The 14,772-nt window shown below is 68.6% G+C and carries 14 protein-coding genes; 10 read left to right on the top strand and 4 right to left on the bottom strand.

From position 1 onward, the window contains the following. The first annotated feature begins 35 nt into the window (after positions 1–35). From V8686_RS03730 to argF, 4 genes are read left to right on the top strand one after another with little or no spacing between them, the layout of a single operon-like run. Positions 36–860 (top strand): acetylglutamate/acetylaminoadipate kinase, encoded by an 825-nt coding sequence (locus tag V8686_RS03730; protein WP_379702617.1) that lies wholly within the window; start codon positions 36–38, stop codon positions 858–860. Continuing rightward, positions 857–1,978 carry an aspartate aminotransferase family protein gene (locus V8686_RS03725; RefSeq protein ID WP_379702616.1) on the top strand — a complete coding sequence of 374 codons (1,122 nt, stop codon included), beginning with the start codon at positions 857–859 and terminating at the stop codon, positions 1,976–1,978. The genes V8686_RS03730 and V8686_RS03725 overlap by 4 nt, the downstream gene beginning before the upstream one ends. 2 nt (positions 1,979–1,980) lie before the next feature. After that, positions 1,981–3,042, top strand: a complete 1,062-nt coding sequence (locus tag V8686_RS03720; protein WP_379706454.1) for a [LysW]-lysine hydrolase — start codon at positions 1,981–1,983, stop codon at positions 3,040–3,042. Then, positions 3,039–3,938 (top strand): ornithine carbamoyltransferase, encoded by a 900-nt coding sequence (gene argF / locus V8686_RS03715; RefSeq protein ID WP_379702615.1) that lies wholly within the window; start codon positions 3,039–3,041, stop codon positions 3,936–3,938. Before V8686_RS03720 ends, argF begins: the two co-directional genes overlap by 4 nt. A gap of 8 nt (positions 3,939–3,946) precedes the next feature. Here argF and V8686_RS03710 read toward each other — a convergent pair whose 3' ends face one another. Continuing rightward, positions 3,947–5,023: an alpha/beta fold hydrolase gene (locus V8686_RS03710; RefSeq protein WP_379702614.1), complete on the bottom strand. Its 1,077-nt coding sequence runs from the start codon at positions 5,021–5,023 to the stop codon at positions 3,947–3,949. Positions 5,024–5,247: 224 nt separating this feature from the next. Between V8686_RS03710 and V8686_RS03705 the strand changes: the two genes are divergently transcribed. The 5 genes from V8686_RS03705 to V8686_RS03685 all read left to right on the top strand — a co-directional run bounded on the left by V8686_RS03705 (position 5,248) and on the right by V8686_RS03685 (position 11,639). After that, on the top strand, positions 5,248–5,721 hold the full coding sequence (locus V8686_RS03705) for a histidine kinase (protein ID WP_379702613.1): 474 nt from the start codon (positions 5,248–5,250) through the stop codon (positions 5,719–5,721). 191 nt (positions 5,722–5,912) lie between these two features. Continuing rightward, the gene (locus V8686_RS03700; RefSeq protein ID WP_379702612.1) at positions 5,913–7,325 is read left to right on the top strand and encodes a protein kinase family protein; all 1,413 of its coding nucleotides are present in this window, start codon (positions 5,913–5,915) and stop codon (positions 7,323–7,325) included. A gap of 64 nt (positions 7,326–7,389) precedes the next feature. Beyond that, on the top strand, positions 7,390–9,552 hold the full coding sequence (locus V8686_RS03695) for an ATP-dependent DNA helicase (protein ID WP_379702611.1): 2,163 nt from the start codon (positions 7,390–7,392) through the stop codon (positions 9,550–9,552). A gap of 43 nt (positions 9,553–9,595) precedes the next feature. Further along, positions 9,596–10,225: a hypothetical protein gene (locus V8686_RS03690; protein WP_379702610.1), complete on the top strand. Its 630-nt coding sequence runs from the start codon at positions 9,596–9,598 to the stop codon at positions 10,223–10,225. A gap of 67 nt (positions 10,226–10,292) precedes the next feature. Then, positions 10,293–11,639, top strand: coding sequence for a cytochrome P450 (locus V8686_RS03685; RefSeq protein ID WP_379702609.1), 1,347 nt, complete (start codon positions 10,293–10,295; stop codon positions 11,637–11,639). Here V8686_RS03685 and V8686_RS03680 read toward each other — a convergent pair. Genes V8686_RS03680 through V8686_RS03670 form a run of 3 tightly spaced genes read right to left on the bottom strand, consistent with a single transcriptional unit; the run spans position 11,636 to position 13,308 of the window. Further along, a complete protein-coding gene (locus V8686_RS03680; protein WP_379702608.1) occupies positions 11,636–12,145 on the bottom strand; it encodes a 2'-5' RNA ligase family protein in 510 nt (169 codons plus the stop codon). The genes V8686_RS03685 and V8686_RS03680 overlap by 4 nt on opposite strands. Before the next feature lie 7 nt (positions 12,146–12,152). Continuing rightward, the gene (locus V8686_RS03675; protein ID WP_379702607.1) at positions 12,153–12,341 is read right to left on the bottom strand and encodes a DUF7554 family protein; all 189 of its coding nucleotides are present in this window, start codon (positions 12,339–12,341) and stop codon (positions 12,153–12,155) included. Between the two features lie 49 nt (positions 12,342–12,390). Continuing rightward, positions 12,391–13,308, bottom strand: coding sequence for a PGF-pre-PGF domain-containing protein (locus tag V8686_RS03670; protein WP_379702605.1), 918 nt, complete (start codon positions 13,306–13,308; stop codon positions 12,391–12,393). 350 nt (positions 13,309–13,658) lie between these two features. On the opposite strand from V8686_RS03670, the gene V8686_RS03665 reads away from it, so the two are divergent. After that, on the top strand, positions 13,659–14,735 hold the full coding sequence (locus V8686_RS03665; protein ID WP_379702604.1) for a TSUP family transporter: 1,077 nt from the start codon (positions 13,659–13,661) through the stop codon (positions 14,733–14,735). Positions 14,736–14,772: the final 37 nt, after the last annotated feature.

Below are 14,772 nucleotides of genomic sequence, written 5' to 3'. Positions count from 1 at the left end.
TTCCGGCGTCACGCGAGCCACTGGAGGTGTCTCGCGTGACGGTCGTGGTCAAGATCGGCGGCGCGAAGGCGGTCGATCCGGCCGGCGCCGTCGCGGATATCGCGACTCTCGTCGCGTCGGGCGAACCCGTCGTCGTCGTCCACGGCGGGTCGACGGCCGTCGACGACCTGCTGGATCGGCTCGGCATCGACCCGACGTACGTCGAGACGCCGGACGGCGTCGTCGGGCGGTTCACCGACGAGCCGACGATGGAGGCGTTCACGATGGCGATGGGCAAGGTGAACACCGACCTCGTCGCCGCGTTCCGCGAGGCGGGTGTCGACGCGGTCGGCCTCTCGGGCGTCGACGGCGGCCTCATCACGGGTACCCGAAAGTCCGCGGTGCGGGTGGTCGAGGACGGCAAGAAGAAGATCAAGCGCGGCGACCACTCGGGGAAAATCGAGTCGGTGAACGCCGAGTTGCTAGAGACGCTGTTGGAAGACGGCTACGTTCCCGTCACCGGGCCGCCGATGCTCGCGGACGACGGGACCCCGGTCAACACCGACGCCGACCGGGCGGCCGCGGCCGTCGCGGGCGCCCTCGGTGCCACGCTGGTCGTCCTCACGGACGTGGCGGGCGTCTACGCCGACCCGGACGATCCGTCGACGCTGATCGAGGCGGTGACCACCCCCGCGGAGTACGACGCGCTCACCGACGCCGCGGAGGGATTCATGACGAAGAAGGTGATGGCCGCGACGGAGGCCCTGGAGACGGGCGCGTCCGAGGTGGTCGTCGCCGACGCCAACGCCGACGCGCCCGTGACGGGTGCGCTCGGCACCGGCGGAACACACATTCACGCGAGCGCACTGGAGGACACATGAGCGGATTCGTCTTTTCCGAGAAGCCGATCAGGATCGAACGCGGCGAGGGGGCCACCCTCTACGCCGACGACGGGACCGAGTACCTCGACTTCGGCGCGAGTTACGCCGTCGCCGCCGTGGGCCACTGTCATCCGCGCGTCGTCGACGCCGTGAAATCACAGGTCGAGGACCTCATGTACGTGCAGGCGTCCTACCCCGTCGAGGCACGGACGGAACTGTACGAGAAACTGGCCACGGTGTCGCCGCCCGGCCTCGACAACGTCTGGCTGTGTAACTCCGGGACGGAGGCCAACGAGGCGGCGATGAAGTTCGCCCGCAACGCCACCGGCCGGTCGAAAATCGTCGCCACCCGCCGGGGGTTCCACGGCCGGACGCTCGGCGCCCTCGCGATGACCTGGAAGGACAAGTACAAGAAGCCGTTCGAACCGCTCGCTGGCGGGATCGAGTTCGTCTCCTACGGCGACGGCGAGGAACTCGCCGAGGCGGTCGACGACGAGACGGCCGCGGTCTTCCTCGAACCCATCCAGGGCGAGGGCGGCATCCACCCCGCGGACGCGACCTACCTGCGTCGGGCGCGCGAGGTGACCGAGGAGGCCGGCGCGGCGCTGGTCTTCGACGAGATTCAGACCGGCGTCGGTCGCACCGGAACGCTCTGGGCGTGCGAGCGCTCGGAGGTGGACCCCGACATCCTCACGACGGCGAAAGGCATCGCCAGCGGTCTCCCCCTCGGCGCGACGGTCTGTGCCGACTGGATCGCCGACGCCGACCCCGAACACGGATCGACGTTCAGCGGCGGACCGGTAGTCTGTGCGGCCGCCAACGCCACCCTCGACGTCATCGTCGAGGAGGACCTCCCGACCCACGCCGCGGACGTGGGGAGGTATCTGATGGAATCGATCGAGGGCGCCGACCTCCCGATCCGCGAGGTCAGGGGTCGGGGACTGATGATCGGCGTCGAGGTGAAGCGAGGGTCGAACCGTCTGTTGCGCGACCTGGCGCTCGAGGAGGGCATCCTCGCGCTGCCGGCGGGGCGGACGGTCCTCCGCCTGTTGCCGCCGCTGATCGTCGACGAGAGCCACGCCGACCGGGTCGTCGAGGCCATGGAGGCGGTGCTATGACGGTGAGCGAGGCCGCGACGGAGCTAACCAACGCCCAGGAACTGCTCGTCGACCTCGTCGCCACTCCCTCGCCCTCGGGCGAGGAAGGGGAGGCGGCACAACTGCTGGTCGACTTCTTCGAGGCCAACGACCGCGAGGTGTGGATCGACGAGGTGGGCAACGTGCACGCGCCGGCCGACGACGCCGTCCTCCTGACGTCCCACATCGACACGGTGCCGGGCGACATCCCGGTCGAGATCCGAGAGACCGACGGCGGCCGCGAACTGTGGGGTCGCGGGAGCGTCGACGCGACGGGGTCGCTGGCGGCGATGGCCGTCGCCGCGGTGGCGACGGGGACGAGTTTCCTCGGCGTCGTCGGCGAGGAGGTCGACTCCCGAGGCGCACGTCACGTGGTCGAGAGCGACCGGGCGGAACCCGGCGCCGTCGTCAACGGCGAACCGAGCGGTTGGACGGGGATCACCCTCGGCTACCGCGGCCTGCTGGCGGGGACGTACGTCGCCACCAGCGAGTCGGGACACACCTCGCGTCCGGAGAACAACGCGATTCAGGACGCGATGGACTGGTGGGCAAGCGTGGAGCGGGAGTTCGACCCCGACGAGTACCTGCCCGTCTTCGAGCGGGTTACCTGCAAGCCCGTCGAGTTCGAGGGCGGCACCAGCGTCGACGGCCTCTCCGTCGAGGCGACGATGGAGGTGCAGCTGCGCGTCCCGCCCGAGTACACCGTCGACGACGTGCGGGAGGTAGCCGACGGCCAACTCGACATCGGCACCGTCCACTGGTACGACCGGGTGCCGCCGGTGATGGAGAGTCCGCGGACGCCCGTGGCGCGGGCGTTCCGGGCGGCCATCCGCGATGCCGGCGGCGACCCGCGCCTCCTCCGCAAGACGGGGACGGCCGACATGAACGTCTTCGCGTCGGCGTGGGACTGCCCGATGGTCACCTACGGTCCCGGCGACTCCGACCTGGATCACGCTCCCGACGAACACCTCCCCCTCTCGGAGTACGACCGCGCTATCGACGTGCTGATCGACGTCTGCGAACGCCTCACGGAGGGGGACGTATGAGCGTCGAGACGACCGACTTGCTGGACGTGGACGACCTCACGGCCGCCGAACTGGAGACGGTGCTCGACCGTGCGGCGGCGATCAAGGCCGGCGAAGACGGGACCGACCTGCCCCGGGAGACGCTCGCGATGGTGTTCGAGAAGCCGAGTACGCGCACCCGAACCTCCTTCGAGACGGCGATGACCCGCCTCGGCGGGCACGCCATCTTCCTCGGGCCGGACGACATCCACCTCGGCCACGGGGAACCGGTGAAAGACACCGCCCGGGCGCTCTCGGGCTACGCCGACGCCATCATGGCACGCCTGTTCGACCACGCGGACGTGGAGGAGCTGGCCACCTACGCCGACGTCCCGGTCATCAACGGACTGACCGACGACGCCCACCCCTGCCAGACGCTCGCGGATCTGTTGACCATCCGCGAGACGTTCGGCGGCTTCGACGACGTGACCGTCGCGTGGGTGGGCGACGGCAACAACGTCGCCCAGTCGTTCGTCCTCGGGGCGGCGCTCGCGGACCTGGAGTGTACCGTGACGACGCCGCCGACCTACGGCGTCGACGAGGCGGTGATGGACCGCGCGGCCGAACTCGGCCGTGCGCCGACCGTCGTCGACGACCCGCACGAGGCCGTCGCCGACGCGGACGTGGTCTACACCGACGTGTGGGTGTCGATGGGCGAGGAGGACGAACGCGAGGAGAAACTCGACGCGTTCGAGGGCTACCAGGTGAACGCCGACCTGCTCTCCGGGAGTTCGGCCTCGGTGATGCACTGTCTGCCCGCCCACCGCGGCGAGGAAATCACCGACGACGTCGTCGAGAGCGACCGCGCGATGGTCTGGCAACAGGCCGAGAACCGCCTGCACGCCCAGGCCGGTCTGCTCGTCGAACTGCTGGCGTAGGCGCCGGGTCAGGCCGGGGTTTCCAGAAGCTCCCCGATGTGGTCGTCGATGGCCTGCTTGTCCTCCTCGAAGACGCCGAACATGGTGAAGTGGCCCCAGAGGCTGGGGATCGGTCGCAGTTCGCTGTCGGGGATCATCGACTCCTCGTGTGCGCAGTCGCTGACGGGGAAGAACATGTCCTCCTCGAACGGCATCACGAACGTCTTGGCTTCGATGCGACCGAGGGCTTCCTCAAGGTCACCGTCGGCGTTTCGACTGACGTCGCCGTGTCGCCACTTGTGCGCCATCGTCAGGAGATTGTTGGGGTCCATCCGGAGGAACCAGTCCTCCCAGAAGTTCGCCAGCATGTCCTCGACGGACGCGAAGCCGGCCCGCTCCCACGCGCGCTCGTCGTAGTGGTAGAACTGGGTACAGAGTCCCATCACCGACCAGATCTGTGCGTGGCGTTGCAGTCCCGTGACGACCGCGTGCGGGTCGGTGTAGAAGCCGTCGTTCCACGCGGGGTCGGACCGGATCGCCTCCATGTGGGCGTCGATGAACAGCTGATCGTGAGGCGTCACCTTCGCCGTGCCCGCGATCGGGGCGGCGCGTTTGACCATCTCCGGGAAGCGAACGGCCCACTCGTAGGTCTGCTGGGCACCCATCGACCACCCGAGCACCAGTTCCAGTTCCTCGATGCCGAACTCCTCGGTGACCAGGCGGTGTTGCGCCCGGATGTCGTCCTCGATCATGACCTCGGGGAAGTTGCCCATCCCTCCCTCGTGGGGCGGCGTGTTGTGCGGTGAGGAGGAGAGCCCGTTCCCGAGCTGGTCGGGCATGATCACGAAATACTCCGTGGGGTCGATAGCCATGTCCTCGCCCACGTACATCTCCATGTCCCGGTGCGTTCCGGAGTACATGTGAGGGAAGACGATGGCGTTGTCCTTCGACTGGTTCAGTGTGCCGACGGTTTTGTACGCGAGTTTGCAGTCGCGGATCGTCCGCCCGCGTGCCAGTTCGAAGTCCCCCAGGTCGAACAGATCGAACTCGCCGTGTTCCGCCTCCGTGTAGTACTCGTTTTCGAGGTACCGCTCTTCGAGCGACATAGGTGTCGTTCGCATGAAAATTACTAATAGATAACGTATCGTTGCAGACAGGAACGGGCGGCAGGAAGCCACCACAGGGCCGACCGGTCGGGTGTGTGATTCTATTGCACGACCCCGAAACCGATTCGGAGTCGGCCAAACGGTCCATATGAACCCTGGGATGGCGTGCGCCGCCCACGTCCGACTCCCGAACAGAAATGTCGTCCTGGCAACTCGTTTGCGACATGGCAACGATGACCGAATCCACACACGAGACGGGGACCCCGAGCGGTAACTGGCGGGCCGGCGCCCTCGGCGGTATCGGCGGCGCACTGGTGATGGGTGCGCTCGTCCTCGCGATGAACCCGCCGACGCTGTCGGTGGCGATTCCCTCGCTGTACACGCTGGCTCCACCGCCGAGTCCGGGCGTAGGGATGGTCGTCCACGTCTCCCACGGGGCGGTACTCGGCGTCGTCTTCGCGGTGCTGGTCGGAGTACTGGACGTAGAGCGGCCGGTGCAACTCGTCGGGGTGGCCGTCGCGTGGGGTGTCGCGGCGTGGGTAGTCCTCGCCGCGTTGCTCATGCCCCTCTGGCTGAGCGCGGTGGGGTCCCCGGCGTCGCCGCCGTTCCCCAACTTCGCGCCGCCGTCGCTCCTGTGGCACGCCGTCTACGGCGCCGTCCTCGGCGGCGTCTACGTCGTGACCGAAGACGTGCTGTGAGGAAACTCCCGTCGATGCGGGGGACGGCCCAGTCGGTCGATCCGTCCGGGCGATAGTAGCTTTGTAACTCGTTGCACACCAGATCGTACGCACTCCGGCGATCGGGTGTGCGAACGGTTCCGAACGCGACGATATTGCGTCTGATAATACGACCAACCAGTGTTATACGATACAGTGTAACTGACATTCCGATGACCAACTCGGATCGGCGGCCCGGCGTCGCCTCCGATGCCGGTCCGGGCGATGTGCTCTCCCCCCAGTCACCCATCGAGATCATCGAACGGTGGGACGAGTGGGTCGTCGAGGAGTATCGGGGTGGACACCGCGACGGCGAGACGTACGCGACCTACGACCGCCGCATCGACGCGATACGCGGGGCGAAAGCGCGGATGGACGACGAGAACCACCCCTGTCTGCTCAAGTGGGACGCCGACGACATCGTCGGGAACATCTACTGGAATCCGCTGTTCGAGCGACTGGAACTCCGGTACGATCCGCTGGTGGAGGCGTGGGCCGTCGTCCCGGCGGCGGGCCACTACCTCTTCGTCACCGCGTCGACACTCGAAACCGCCCTCGAAGAGGCCCGAGCGGTGCAACGCCGGTTCGACTTCAAACGACTCGACGTCTACACACGCGACGGGAGCCGTCGGAAACGAATCGACCACCGGTTCGTCCGGCAGTCCCTGGCGAAGTCCGGGGTTCGCTTCGAGAAGCGGACCCCTCCGGACGGGCGCTCCACCGACCCCGTGGTCGACGGCGTCGACGCGGACGACGACGCGCCGACCGAGGACGGGTCGACGACCCCGTCGTCGGTTCCCGCGAGCGCGCTCTTTGCCTCCGTGTCGGATCTGACCGAGGTCACCGTCGAGTCGACGTCGGGGCCGATCCACCGCTACCGGGCGACGTGGACCGACGGCGAACCGGCGACCATCGCGGCGCTGTCACCCGAGTACAGCGATCACAGCGCCGCCGTGGACGCCTTCACCGAAGGCGTCGAGGACTGGGAGCGGATCGGCGACAGCGCGCACGTGACGACGGTGTTCGACACGGGGATCGGCCCGTCTCCGTGGGTCGCATACCGGACGGGCGATCTAGATTTCACTGCGTACGGCGACGAGTTGTCGGTCAGGACGCAGCGACGCGTGTGCCGGGAGATCGCCATCGGACTGGAGGTGGCCCGGGGCAACGGCGTGCCGGGGATCGGGGTCGAACCCGGGAACGTGTGTGTCGTCTCCGAGGACGGAACCAAACGGCTGATGCTGTCGGGGTGGGGATTGCGCTGGAAAGTCACGCGAGCGCTCCACGCCGACCACGTGACGCCGTACACGGCGCCGGAACAACTGGACGGCAAGCTGACCGCGACGACGGACGTCTACCAACTGGGCGCGTTCGCGTACCGACTCCTGACCGGCACGGCACCCTTCTCGGACGCGACGGCGCTGAAGACGGCGATCCGCGAGAAGTCGCCGGCACCGCCGAGTCGTCACCGCCGCGTGCCGGCCGCCGTCGACGACGTGCTCGCCCGCGCGATGGCGACCGACCCGGCGGACCGCTACGACGGCGTCGACGACCTGTACGGCGCTCTGCTGGGCGTCTTTCAGTAGTGTCGTCGCCGACTCGCGGCACCGCCACCGAGGGTTTTAATCCCGGGACGCGTAACCCAGAGCCGTGGCAGACACGGCGGGACACGAGCGGTTCTTTCCGTACGAGTCGCCGTATCCGAACCAGCGCGAGGCGATGGACCGCATCGCCAACTCGCTCGCTCGCGGCCAGGACGTGCTGATGGAGGGCGCACCCGGGACGGGCAAGACCCTGTCGGCGCTGGTGCCGGCGCTCGCCCACGCCCGAGCGGAGGACCGAACGGTCGTCATCACGACGAACGTCCACCAGCAGATGCGCCAGTTCGTCGAGGACGCCCGCGCCATCGCGGCGGAAGAACCCATCCGGGCGGTGGTGTTCAAGGGCAAGGCCTCGATGTGCCACCTCGACGTCGGCTACGAGGAGTGCCGCAGCCTGAAAGAGACCACCCGATCCCTGGTCGAGGCCGAACGGGATCGCCGGGAACTCGCCGAACGGAGCGAGGCCCTCCTCGACGACGTGCGGGCCGGGGGCGAGGAGGCCGCCGAGGCGCGGTCGGCCGTCCTCGACGAACTGGAGGGGTTGGAGGCGGAAATCGAGGAACTGGAGGGGGCGAACGTCTGCGAACACTACCGCGCGAACCTCACGCGGGACACCGACGCGTTCCACGACTGGCTGTTCGAGGACGTGCGAACGCCCGAGGAGATCTACGCCTACGCCGACGAGCGGGGGCTCTGTGGCTACGAGCTCCTGAAGGAGGGGATGGAGGGCATCGACCTCGCCGTCTGTAACTACCACCATCTGCTCGATCCGTCGATCCGCGAGCACTTCTTCCGGTGGCTGGGCCGTGATCCCGGCGAAGTGATCACCGTCTTCGACGAGGCTCACAACGTCGAGTCGGCGGCACGGGAGCACGCGACGCGGACGCTCTCGGCGCGGACGCTGGAGGGGGCGCTCGCGGAACTGGAGGAGACCGACGACTCGCGGGCCGGGCGGGCGAGGAACGTGATCGAGGCGTTCCTGACGGGGGTGGAGACGGCCGTCGACGGCGCCCTCGGCTTCGGAGAGCGAGAACAGGTCGGTGAGAACTGGCACGACCTCGACATCGCCAACGACGACCGGCGGGACGACCTCACGCTCGCCTTCCTCGACGCCTACGAGGGCGGCGGCATCGACACCGAAATCGACCTCGCGTTGCAGCTCGGCGAGACGCTGGACGAGGAGTACGAGGAGGCCTACCGCCGGGGCGAGACGACGACCCGCAAGGAGTCGGCGACCCTCCAAGCGGCCGGGTTCGTCGCCGACTGGATGGGCAACGATACGAGCCTGGGCCGGCACCCGATGGCGGCGGTGCGCCGCGACGCGGGCACCGACGAAGTGTACGGGCGGGCGGAGTTGTACACCGCGATCCCACGGCAGGTGACCGAGGGACTGTTCGACGAGGTGGCCGCGAGCGTACTGATGAGTGCGACGCTCCGACCGTTCGACGTACTCGGAGACGTCCTCGGCCTGCCGGATCCGGTGACGCTCGCCTACGGACTGGAGTATCCCGAGGAACGCCGGCGGACGTTCGCCGTCGAGGGACCGGCGCTGTTCGCGAGCGACCGCGACGACCCCGAGACACAGGCGACGGTGGCGGAGACACTCGACGGCGTCGTCCGGATGACGCCCGGTAACGTCCTCCTGTTTTTCCCCTCCTACGGCGAGGCAGAGCGGTACTACGACCTGCTGGACGTCGGGGACGCTTACCTCGACGAGGCGGGGACGGCCACGGAGGACCTCCGCCAGCGGTTCGTCGCCGACGACGAGGCCACCCTGTTCACGTCGCTGTGGGGGACCCTCGGCGAAGGGGTGAGCTTCGACGGCGACGACGCCCGCACCGTCGTCGTCGTCGGCGTGCCCTACCCGAACCTCTCGAAACGGCTGGAGGCGGTCCAGGACGCCTACGACCGGGCGTACGGCGATCTGACGGACGCAGGGTGGCGCTACGCCGTCGAGATCCCGACCATCCGCAAGACCCGGCAGGCGCTCGGACGGGTGATCCGCTCGCCCGACGACTACGGGGTGCGTGTCCTGCTGGACAAACGTTACACGCGCGCCGGGCGCGACATGGGGAAGTACGGCGTCCGCGACGAGTTCCCGCCGGAGGAGCGCGACGAACTCATCGACGTGGCACCGGCGAAGCTGAAGTTCGCGACACTGAACTTCTTCGGGGACCTCGACGCCTACGACGGCGACCCACCGGTACCGTGAGGCGTCCAGAAAATATTTTTCGGTCGAGGACGGTCGGTGGCGTATGCGACGAGGCGTCCCCACCCTCGTTGTCGCCCTCTCGCTGATCCTCGCCGGTTGCGTCGGACTGGCACCCGAGGCGTCGCCGACCGACACCCCCGAACCGACGGTGACGACGACGCCGGAACCGACGGCGACGGCGACGGCGACGGCGACGCCGGCCCCCGTCGGCGTCGAGTACGTCGTCCGCGCCGGAACGATACCCGACGACTTCCGCTCGGTGAACGTGACGCTGCAGGTGGTGTTCGTCGAACGCTCCGAAGACGTGGGACCGTGCTGGCGCGAGACGTACACCGGGCCGTACGAGCCGACGATCACGCCCATCGCCCCACCGAGCGGCGACTGCCACCGCTCGGAGCCGGTCACCCTCGATCTGACCGACCTCGACGACGGGCAATCGCTCGGACGGGTCACCGCTCCCGGTCGGTTCGATGCCGGCCACGCGATGCTCGTCACCAACGTGACGGCGACGTACCGGAACGGCACGGCCGCGACCGGCATTCGGGGCGCGAGCGGCAAGCGCGCCAACGTGGTGACCGGGCGGCCCGCCGGGCGCCACCGGGTGACGCTCTCGCTAGCGCCCTACACGGACCGGCCCTACGACTACTGGATCGTCGCGGAGTCGGCGGCGTAGTCCGACGCCTCGCTCGGGCGCCGACCCGGGCCGTGCCCTTATGCCGGTCCCCGCCTAACGCCTGCCGATGCGTCAGCAGTCACGGCCCCCCGGTCCCCGTGGAGAGCCGATTTTCGGCAACAGCAGACAGTACGCCCGGGACCCCTTCGAGTTCCTGACGGCGTGTGAATCGGCCTACGGTGACGTGGTCGAGGTGGAACTCGGCCCACTGGAGACGTACATCGCGACGAATCCGTCGGACATCGAGCGGATCCTCGTCGGGGACCACGAAAAGTACCGAAAACCCGAGTTTCAGGACGACGCGCTCGGTCGCCTCCTGGGTGACGGGTTGCTCCTGAGCGAGGGAGAACAGTGGCGCGAGCAGCGAACCCTCGCCAACCCCGCGTTCGACATGTCACGGATCGCAGGTATCGCGGACACGATGACCCGCCACGCGACGGCGGCCGTCGAGGAGTGGAACGCGGGCGACGACGTCGACCTCGAACTCGAGATGGCGCGGTTGACGGTGAAGATCATCGCCGACGCCATGCTGGGTGTCGACCTCGGGGAGGAGCGCGTGCGGACGATTCAGGAGAACCTCGAACCCCTCGGCGCGCGGTTCGAACCGAACCCCATCCGCTTCGTCACGCCGGACTGGCTGCCGACCCGCGAGAACCGAGCGTACGAGGCGGCCGTCCGGACGCTGGAGGACGTGGTGGCGGACATCGTCGCCGAGCGCCGGGGCACGGAGGGTAGCGTCGACGACGAGGACCCGCCGATGGACCTCCTCTCGATCCTCCTCCGGGCGCAGAACCGCGGCGAACAGTCCGACGAGCAACTGCGCGACGAGGTGGTGACGATGCTGCTCGCGGGCCACGACACGACGGCGCTGACGCTCACCTACGCCTTCTACCTGCTCTCCCAGCATCCGGAGGCGGAGCGGCGGGTTCACGCGGAACTCGACTCGGTCCTCGACGGCCCGCCGACGTTCGCCGACACGCGCGAGCTGACCACGCTGGATCGGGTCCTGCAGGAGACGATGCGACTGTATCCGCCCGTCTACGTCATGTTCCGGGAACCCGTCGTCGACGTGAAACTCGACGGCTACCGCGTCCCCGAGGGGGCGGCGATCATGCTCCCGCAGTGGGCCGTCCACCGCTCTCCGCGGTGGTGGGACGACCCCGGCCGGTTCGACCCCGACAGGTGGACGCGGGAGCGACGGGCGGACCGCCCCCGCTTCGCACACTTTCCCTTCGGCGGCGGGCCGCGTCACTGCATCGGCAAGCAGTTCTCGCTGCTCGAAGCGAAACTCATCCTCGCAGTCGTCGGCCGGGAGTACAGCCTCGAGTACGCCCGCGACGAACCGTTCGACCTCCGGGGATCGCTGACGATGCATCCCGTGGACGGGATGCCGATGCGGGTCCGCGAGCGCTAGGGGCGAGGGAGCGGAACGGTCCACGCCGTCTCGCGCCGGGCGCGACTCCAGAGGTCGAGTTCCGACACGGTCCACGTGATGGGGTCGATATCGGTCGAGCGAAGCCGGGCCACGGCGTCGGCGGGACCGTCGCGTGCGAGGGTGACGTGGGGGACGTAGGCCGGTCCCTCTAGGTCGTCGTGGACGGCGCCGAACGTCTCGACCAGCCGCGAGTGAAGATCCCGGAGCCCCGGACTCTCGACGGAGAGGTAGACGACCGGTCCCGGACCGTGGGTCGGCCTCTCGAAGGCGTCGATGCCCGTCACCCGTGCCTCGAACGCGGGCGTCGGCGAGAGTGCCCTGCGGAGGCGGTCCCGGAGGTGGTGGACGTCGGCCTCGTCGGCGTCGAATCGCTTACAGACCAGGGAGTGTCGCTCGCGGATGCGGTCGAACCCGGTCAGTTTCGGGTGGAGATCCGCCGCGAGACGCTCGACGGCGCCCGGGACGGGGACGTTGAGGCTGTACACGACGGCCTCAGATCCGGTCGAGGAGCCAGAGGACGATCAGAACGACGACGAGGAGACCGAGGAGGTTCGGGAGGAAGCCGAGCAGGCCGAAGAAGACGTCGAACACCTCGCCGACGATTTGGAGAACGAGCCAGACGAGAACGAGGACGAGGACGAGTTTGAGCAGATCCTCCACGTCGAGCGAGGCGCGATGCATGGACACCCGTGGGCGTGCCGTAGACAAAAGGGTGGTGGCGGGGGCCGCCTCAGGCGGTCCGCGAACGCGCGGCGACGGCGAGTAAGGCCACCAGCCCCGCGAGGAGGCCGAATCCGGGGGCGCCACCCTCGGTCGTCGGCGTCGCCGTCGTGGGAGGGGTCCGCGTCGACGTCGTGGGAGGGGTCCGCGTCGGCGTCGGCGTCGCGGTGGGTGTCCGTGTCGCGGTGGCCGTCGCGTCGGCCGCCGCACCGTCGGGGGCGACGGCGAACTCCGAGAGTCCGGGCGACTGGGCGCGGTAGGTGACGTGGGTCCGGTTGCGCTCGAGTTCCTGCGTCCGGAGGCGTCGCCAAGTGCGGTTGGTCGCCCGGTAGCGATAGAGGCTGACGTTCTCCGCGGAGACGTTGCGCTCGCGGAGGCGCGTCCGATTCAGAGCGAAGGTCATCGAGACGTCGGTGACGTTCGCGTTCGGTACGGTGTGGGTGACGTTGAGATAGCCGAAGGGCGGCACGCCGGGGAAGCGGTTCACGCCGGCGCTGACCTGCGTGGCGGTGCGGACGGTCAACTGGAAGTCACCGTCGCCACCGGTGACGGCCATCTCGCGGAGGCGAACTCCCGTCTCCGGACTCTCGGCCATCCGACCGAAGCGGACGCGAACCGTCCCGTTGGCCGCGGCGTTCCGGACGTGCACCGACGCGTGTCCGGGGCCGTGGTGAGTGACCGACACGTTGGCGTGGCCGTCGCCGCCCGGCCCCATCGGCGTGCCGCCACCCCCGCCGCCCGGACCACTGGTCGTCCGTCCCCCGTCGTCGCTCCCGCCACCGTTCGGTCCCATCGGCGTGCCGCCACCCCCGCCGCCCCCACCCTGCTGTGAGACCACGTCGGTCGAGTGCGGGGACGCCGCGGCGACGACGCCAGCGACCGAGACGACGAGCACGAGTCCGAGGACTATCGCCGCTCGTCCGGACATATCGTCAACTCGCCGATAGCTGTTGATAAGTACTTCGGCGGGAGTCGCGGCGGATCGGAACCAGCGTGGTGGCGAGTGTCGGGCACGCGATGACGGCGAATCTCAAGGCTTTTTAGACCGACTGCGCTACGGCCGGGCCGACAATGAGTCGGAGCGCGGCCGACGGCGTGTTGCACACCAGTACGAACGGATCGGTCGGGGACGGGAGGCCGAGCGGATGGGCGTGACCCGTCGTCGGGTGGCGGGCGTCTCGCGGCGTGATCGTCCGGACGGACCACATCTCGGCCCCGCGTCGTCCCCGCACCGGCGAACGGCGACGACGGCCCGGGCTCACTGATATCCACGAACCGATGACTCTCTCGTCATCCAACCGCATCCAGAAGTGGTTCCTGAAGTATCAGCACGTCTTCGTCTTCACGGCGCCGGTGGCCTTCGTCGTCGGCGTATTCTTCACGGCGCCCGTCTCGGGCGACCCGGGGGCGAACTACTGGCTGAAGTTCTGGTGGCTGTTCCCCGTCTTCCTGCTGGGCGCGACCATCGTAAACACCGTCGGCATCAGCGGGTCCGCGCTCTTCGTCCCCTTCCTCATCTTCGTCTTCCCCCTGTTCGCCCAACCGCTCGAACCCGAGACGCTCGTGAAGGTCGGGCTGATCAGCGAAGCCTTCGGGCTGTCGAGTTCGTCGGTGGCGTTCGTCCAGTACGGCCTCGTCGACCGCCGACTGGCGCTTTCCCTCGTCGGCGGGTCGATTCCGTTCGTCGTGGGCGGGGCGTTGCTCTCCTTCGTTATTCCCGAACCCGTCTTCCACGCGCTACTCGGACTCGCCCTGCTGGCGGCCGCTTACCTGCTGTTCAGGACCAACCTCGACCACGGCAACGGCGACGAAGCCGCGGCGGACGGCGGGACGGCTGAGGTGGGCGTCGACTTGCCCGACGACGACGGTAAACTCGGACCGGCGGGTGTCGAGACGGCCGACGACGGGACCGTGACCCGCGTCGACCGGGACGGCGACGACTACACCTACACCCGGGGAGGCTACCTGCGGCGGGCCGCCAACTACAGCATCGGCGGCACCTTCCAGGGCCTCGCCGGCTTCGGAATCGGCGAACTCGGCATCATCTCGATGCTCGGGACCAAGGTGCCCGTGCGCGTGGCCATCGGAACGAACCACATCGTGGTCGCGCTGACGGCGATTCTGGCCTCGGTGGTCCACGTCTTCGGCGGCGGCCTCGTCGGCGGCCACTCGCTCAGCCTCGCCTCCACCCCCTGGAACATGGTCGTGTTCACCGTCCCCGCGACGGTGACCGGCGGACAGATCGCTCCCTACGTGTCGAACGCGCTCAGCACCCGGACGATCAAGCGGTTCGTCGCCATGCTGTTCGGACTCATCGCGACGGCGCTGTTCCTGATGGCGGCGGGCCTGGGTTGAGCGGCCGCTACGGCAACTGCTGTGGACGGGAGAAGAC

Source organism: Haloplanus litoreus (assembly GCF_045690335.1).
GTDB lineage: Archaea > Halobacteriota > Halobacteria > Halobacteriales > Haloferacaceae > Haloplanus > Haloplanus litoreus.
Note: the sequence above shows the minus strand (reverse complement) of the source record. Positions and strands in the feature narration are given on the sequence as shown.

Excerpts from the sequence above, each read along its gene's own strand:
- V8686_RS03710 (WP_379702614.1), bottom strand. The coding sequence starts at position 5,023 with ATGTCGCTCGAAGAGCGGTACCTCGAAAACGAGTACTACACGGAGGCG.
- V8686_RS03705 (WP_379702613.1), top strand. The coding sequence starts at position 5,248 with ATGGCAACGATGACCGAATCCACACACGAGACGGGGACCCCGAGCGGT.
- V8686_RS03725 (WP_379702616.1), top strand. The coding sequence starts at position 857 with ATGAGCGGATTCGTCTTTTCCGAGAAGCCGATCAGGATCGAACGCGGC.
- V8686_RS03700 (WP_379702612.1), top strand. The coding sequence starts at position 5,913 with ATGACCAACTCGGATCGGCGGCCCGGCGTCGCCTCCGATGCCGGTCCG.
- V8686_RS03665 (WP_379702604.1), top strand. The coding sequence starts at position 13,659 with ATGACTCTCTCGTCATCCAACCGCATCCAGAAGTGGTTCCTGAAGTAT.
- V8686_RS03670 (WP_379702605.1), bottom strand. The coding sequence starts at position 13,308 with ATGTCCGGACGAGCGGCGATAGTCCTCGGACTCGTGCTCGTCGTCTCG.
- V8686_RS03685 (WP_379702609.1), top strand. The coding sequence starts at position 10,293 with ATGCGTCAGCAGTCACGGCCCCCCGGTCCCCGTGGAGAGCCGATTTTC.
- argF (WP_379702615.1), top strand. The coding sequence starts at position 3,039 with ATGAGCGTCGAGACGACCGACTTGCTGGACGTGGACGACCTCACGGCC.
- V8686_RS03675 (WP_379702607.1), bottom strand. The coding sequence starts at position 12,341 with ATGCATCGCGCCTCGCTCGACGTGGAGGATCTGCTCAAACTCGTCCTC.
- V8686_RS03690 (WP_379702610.1), top strand. The coding sequence starts at position 9,596 with ATGCGACGAGGCGTCCCCACCCTCGTTGTCGCCCTCTCGCTGATCCTC.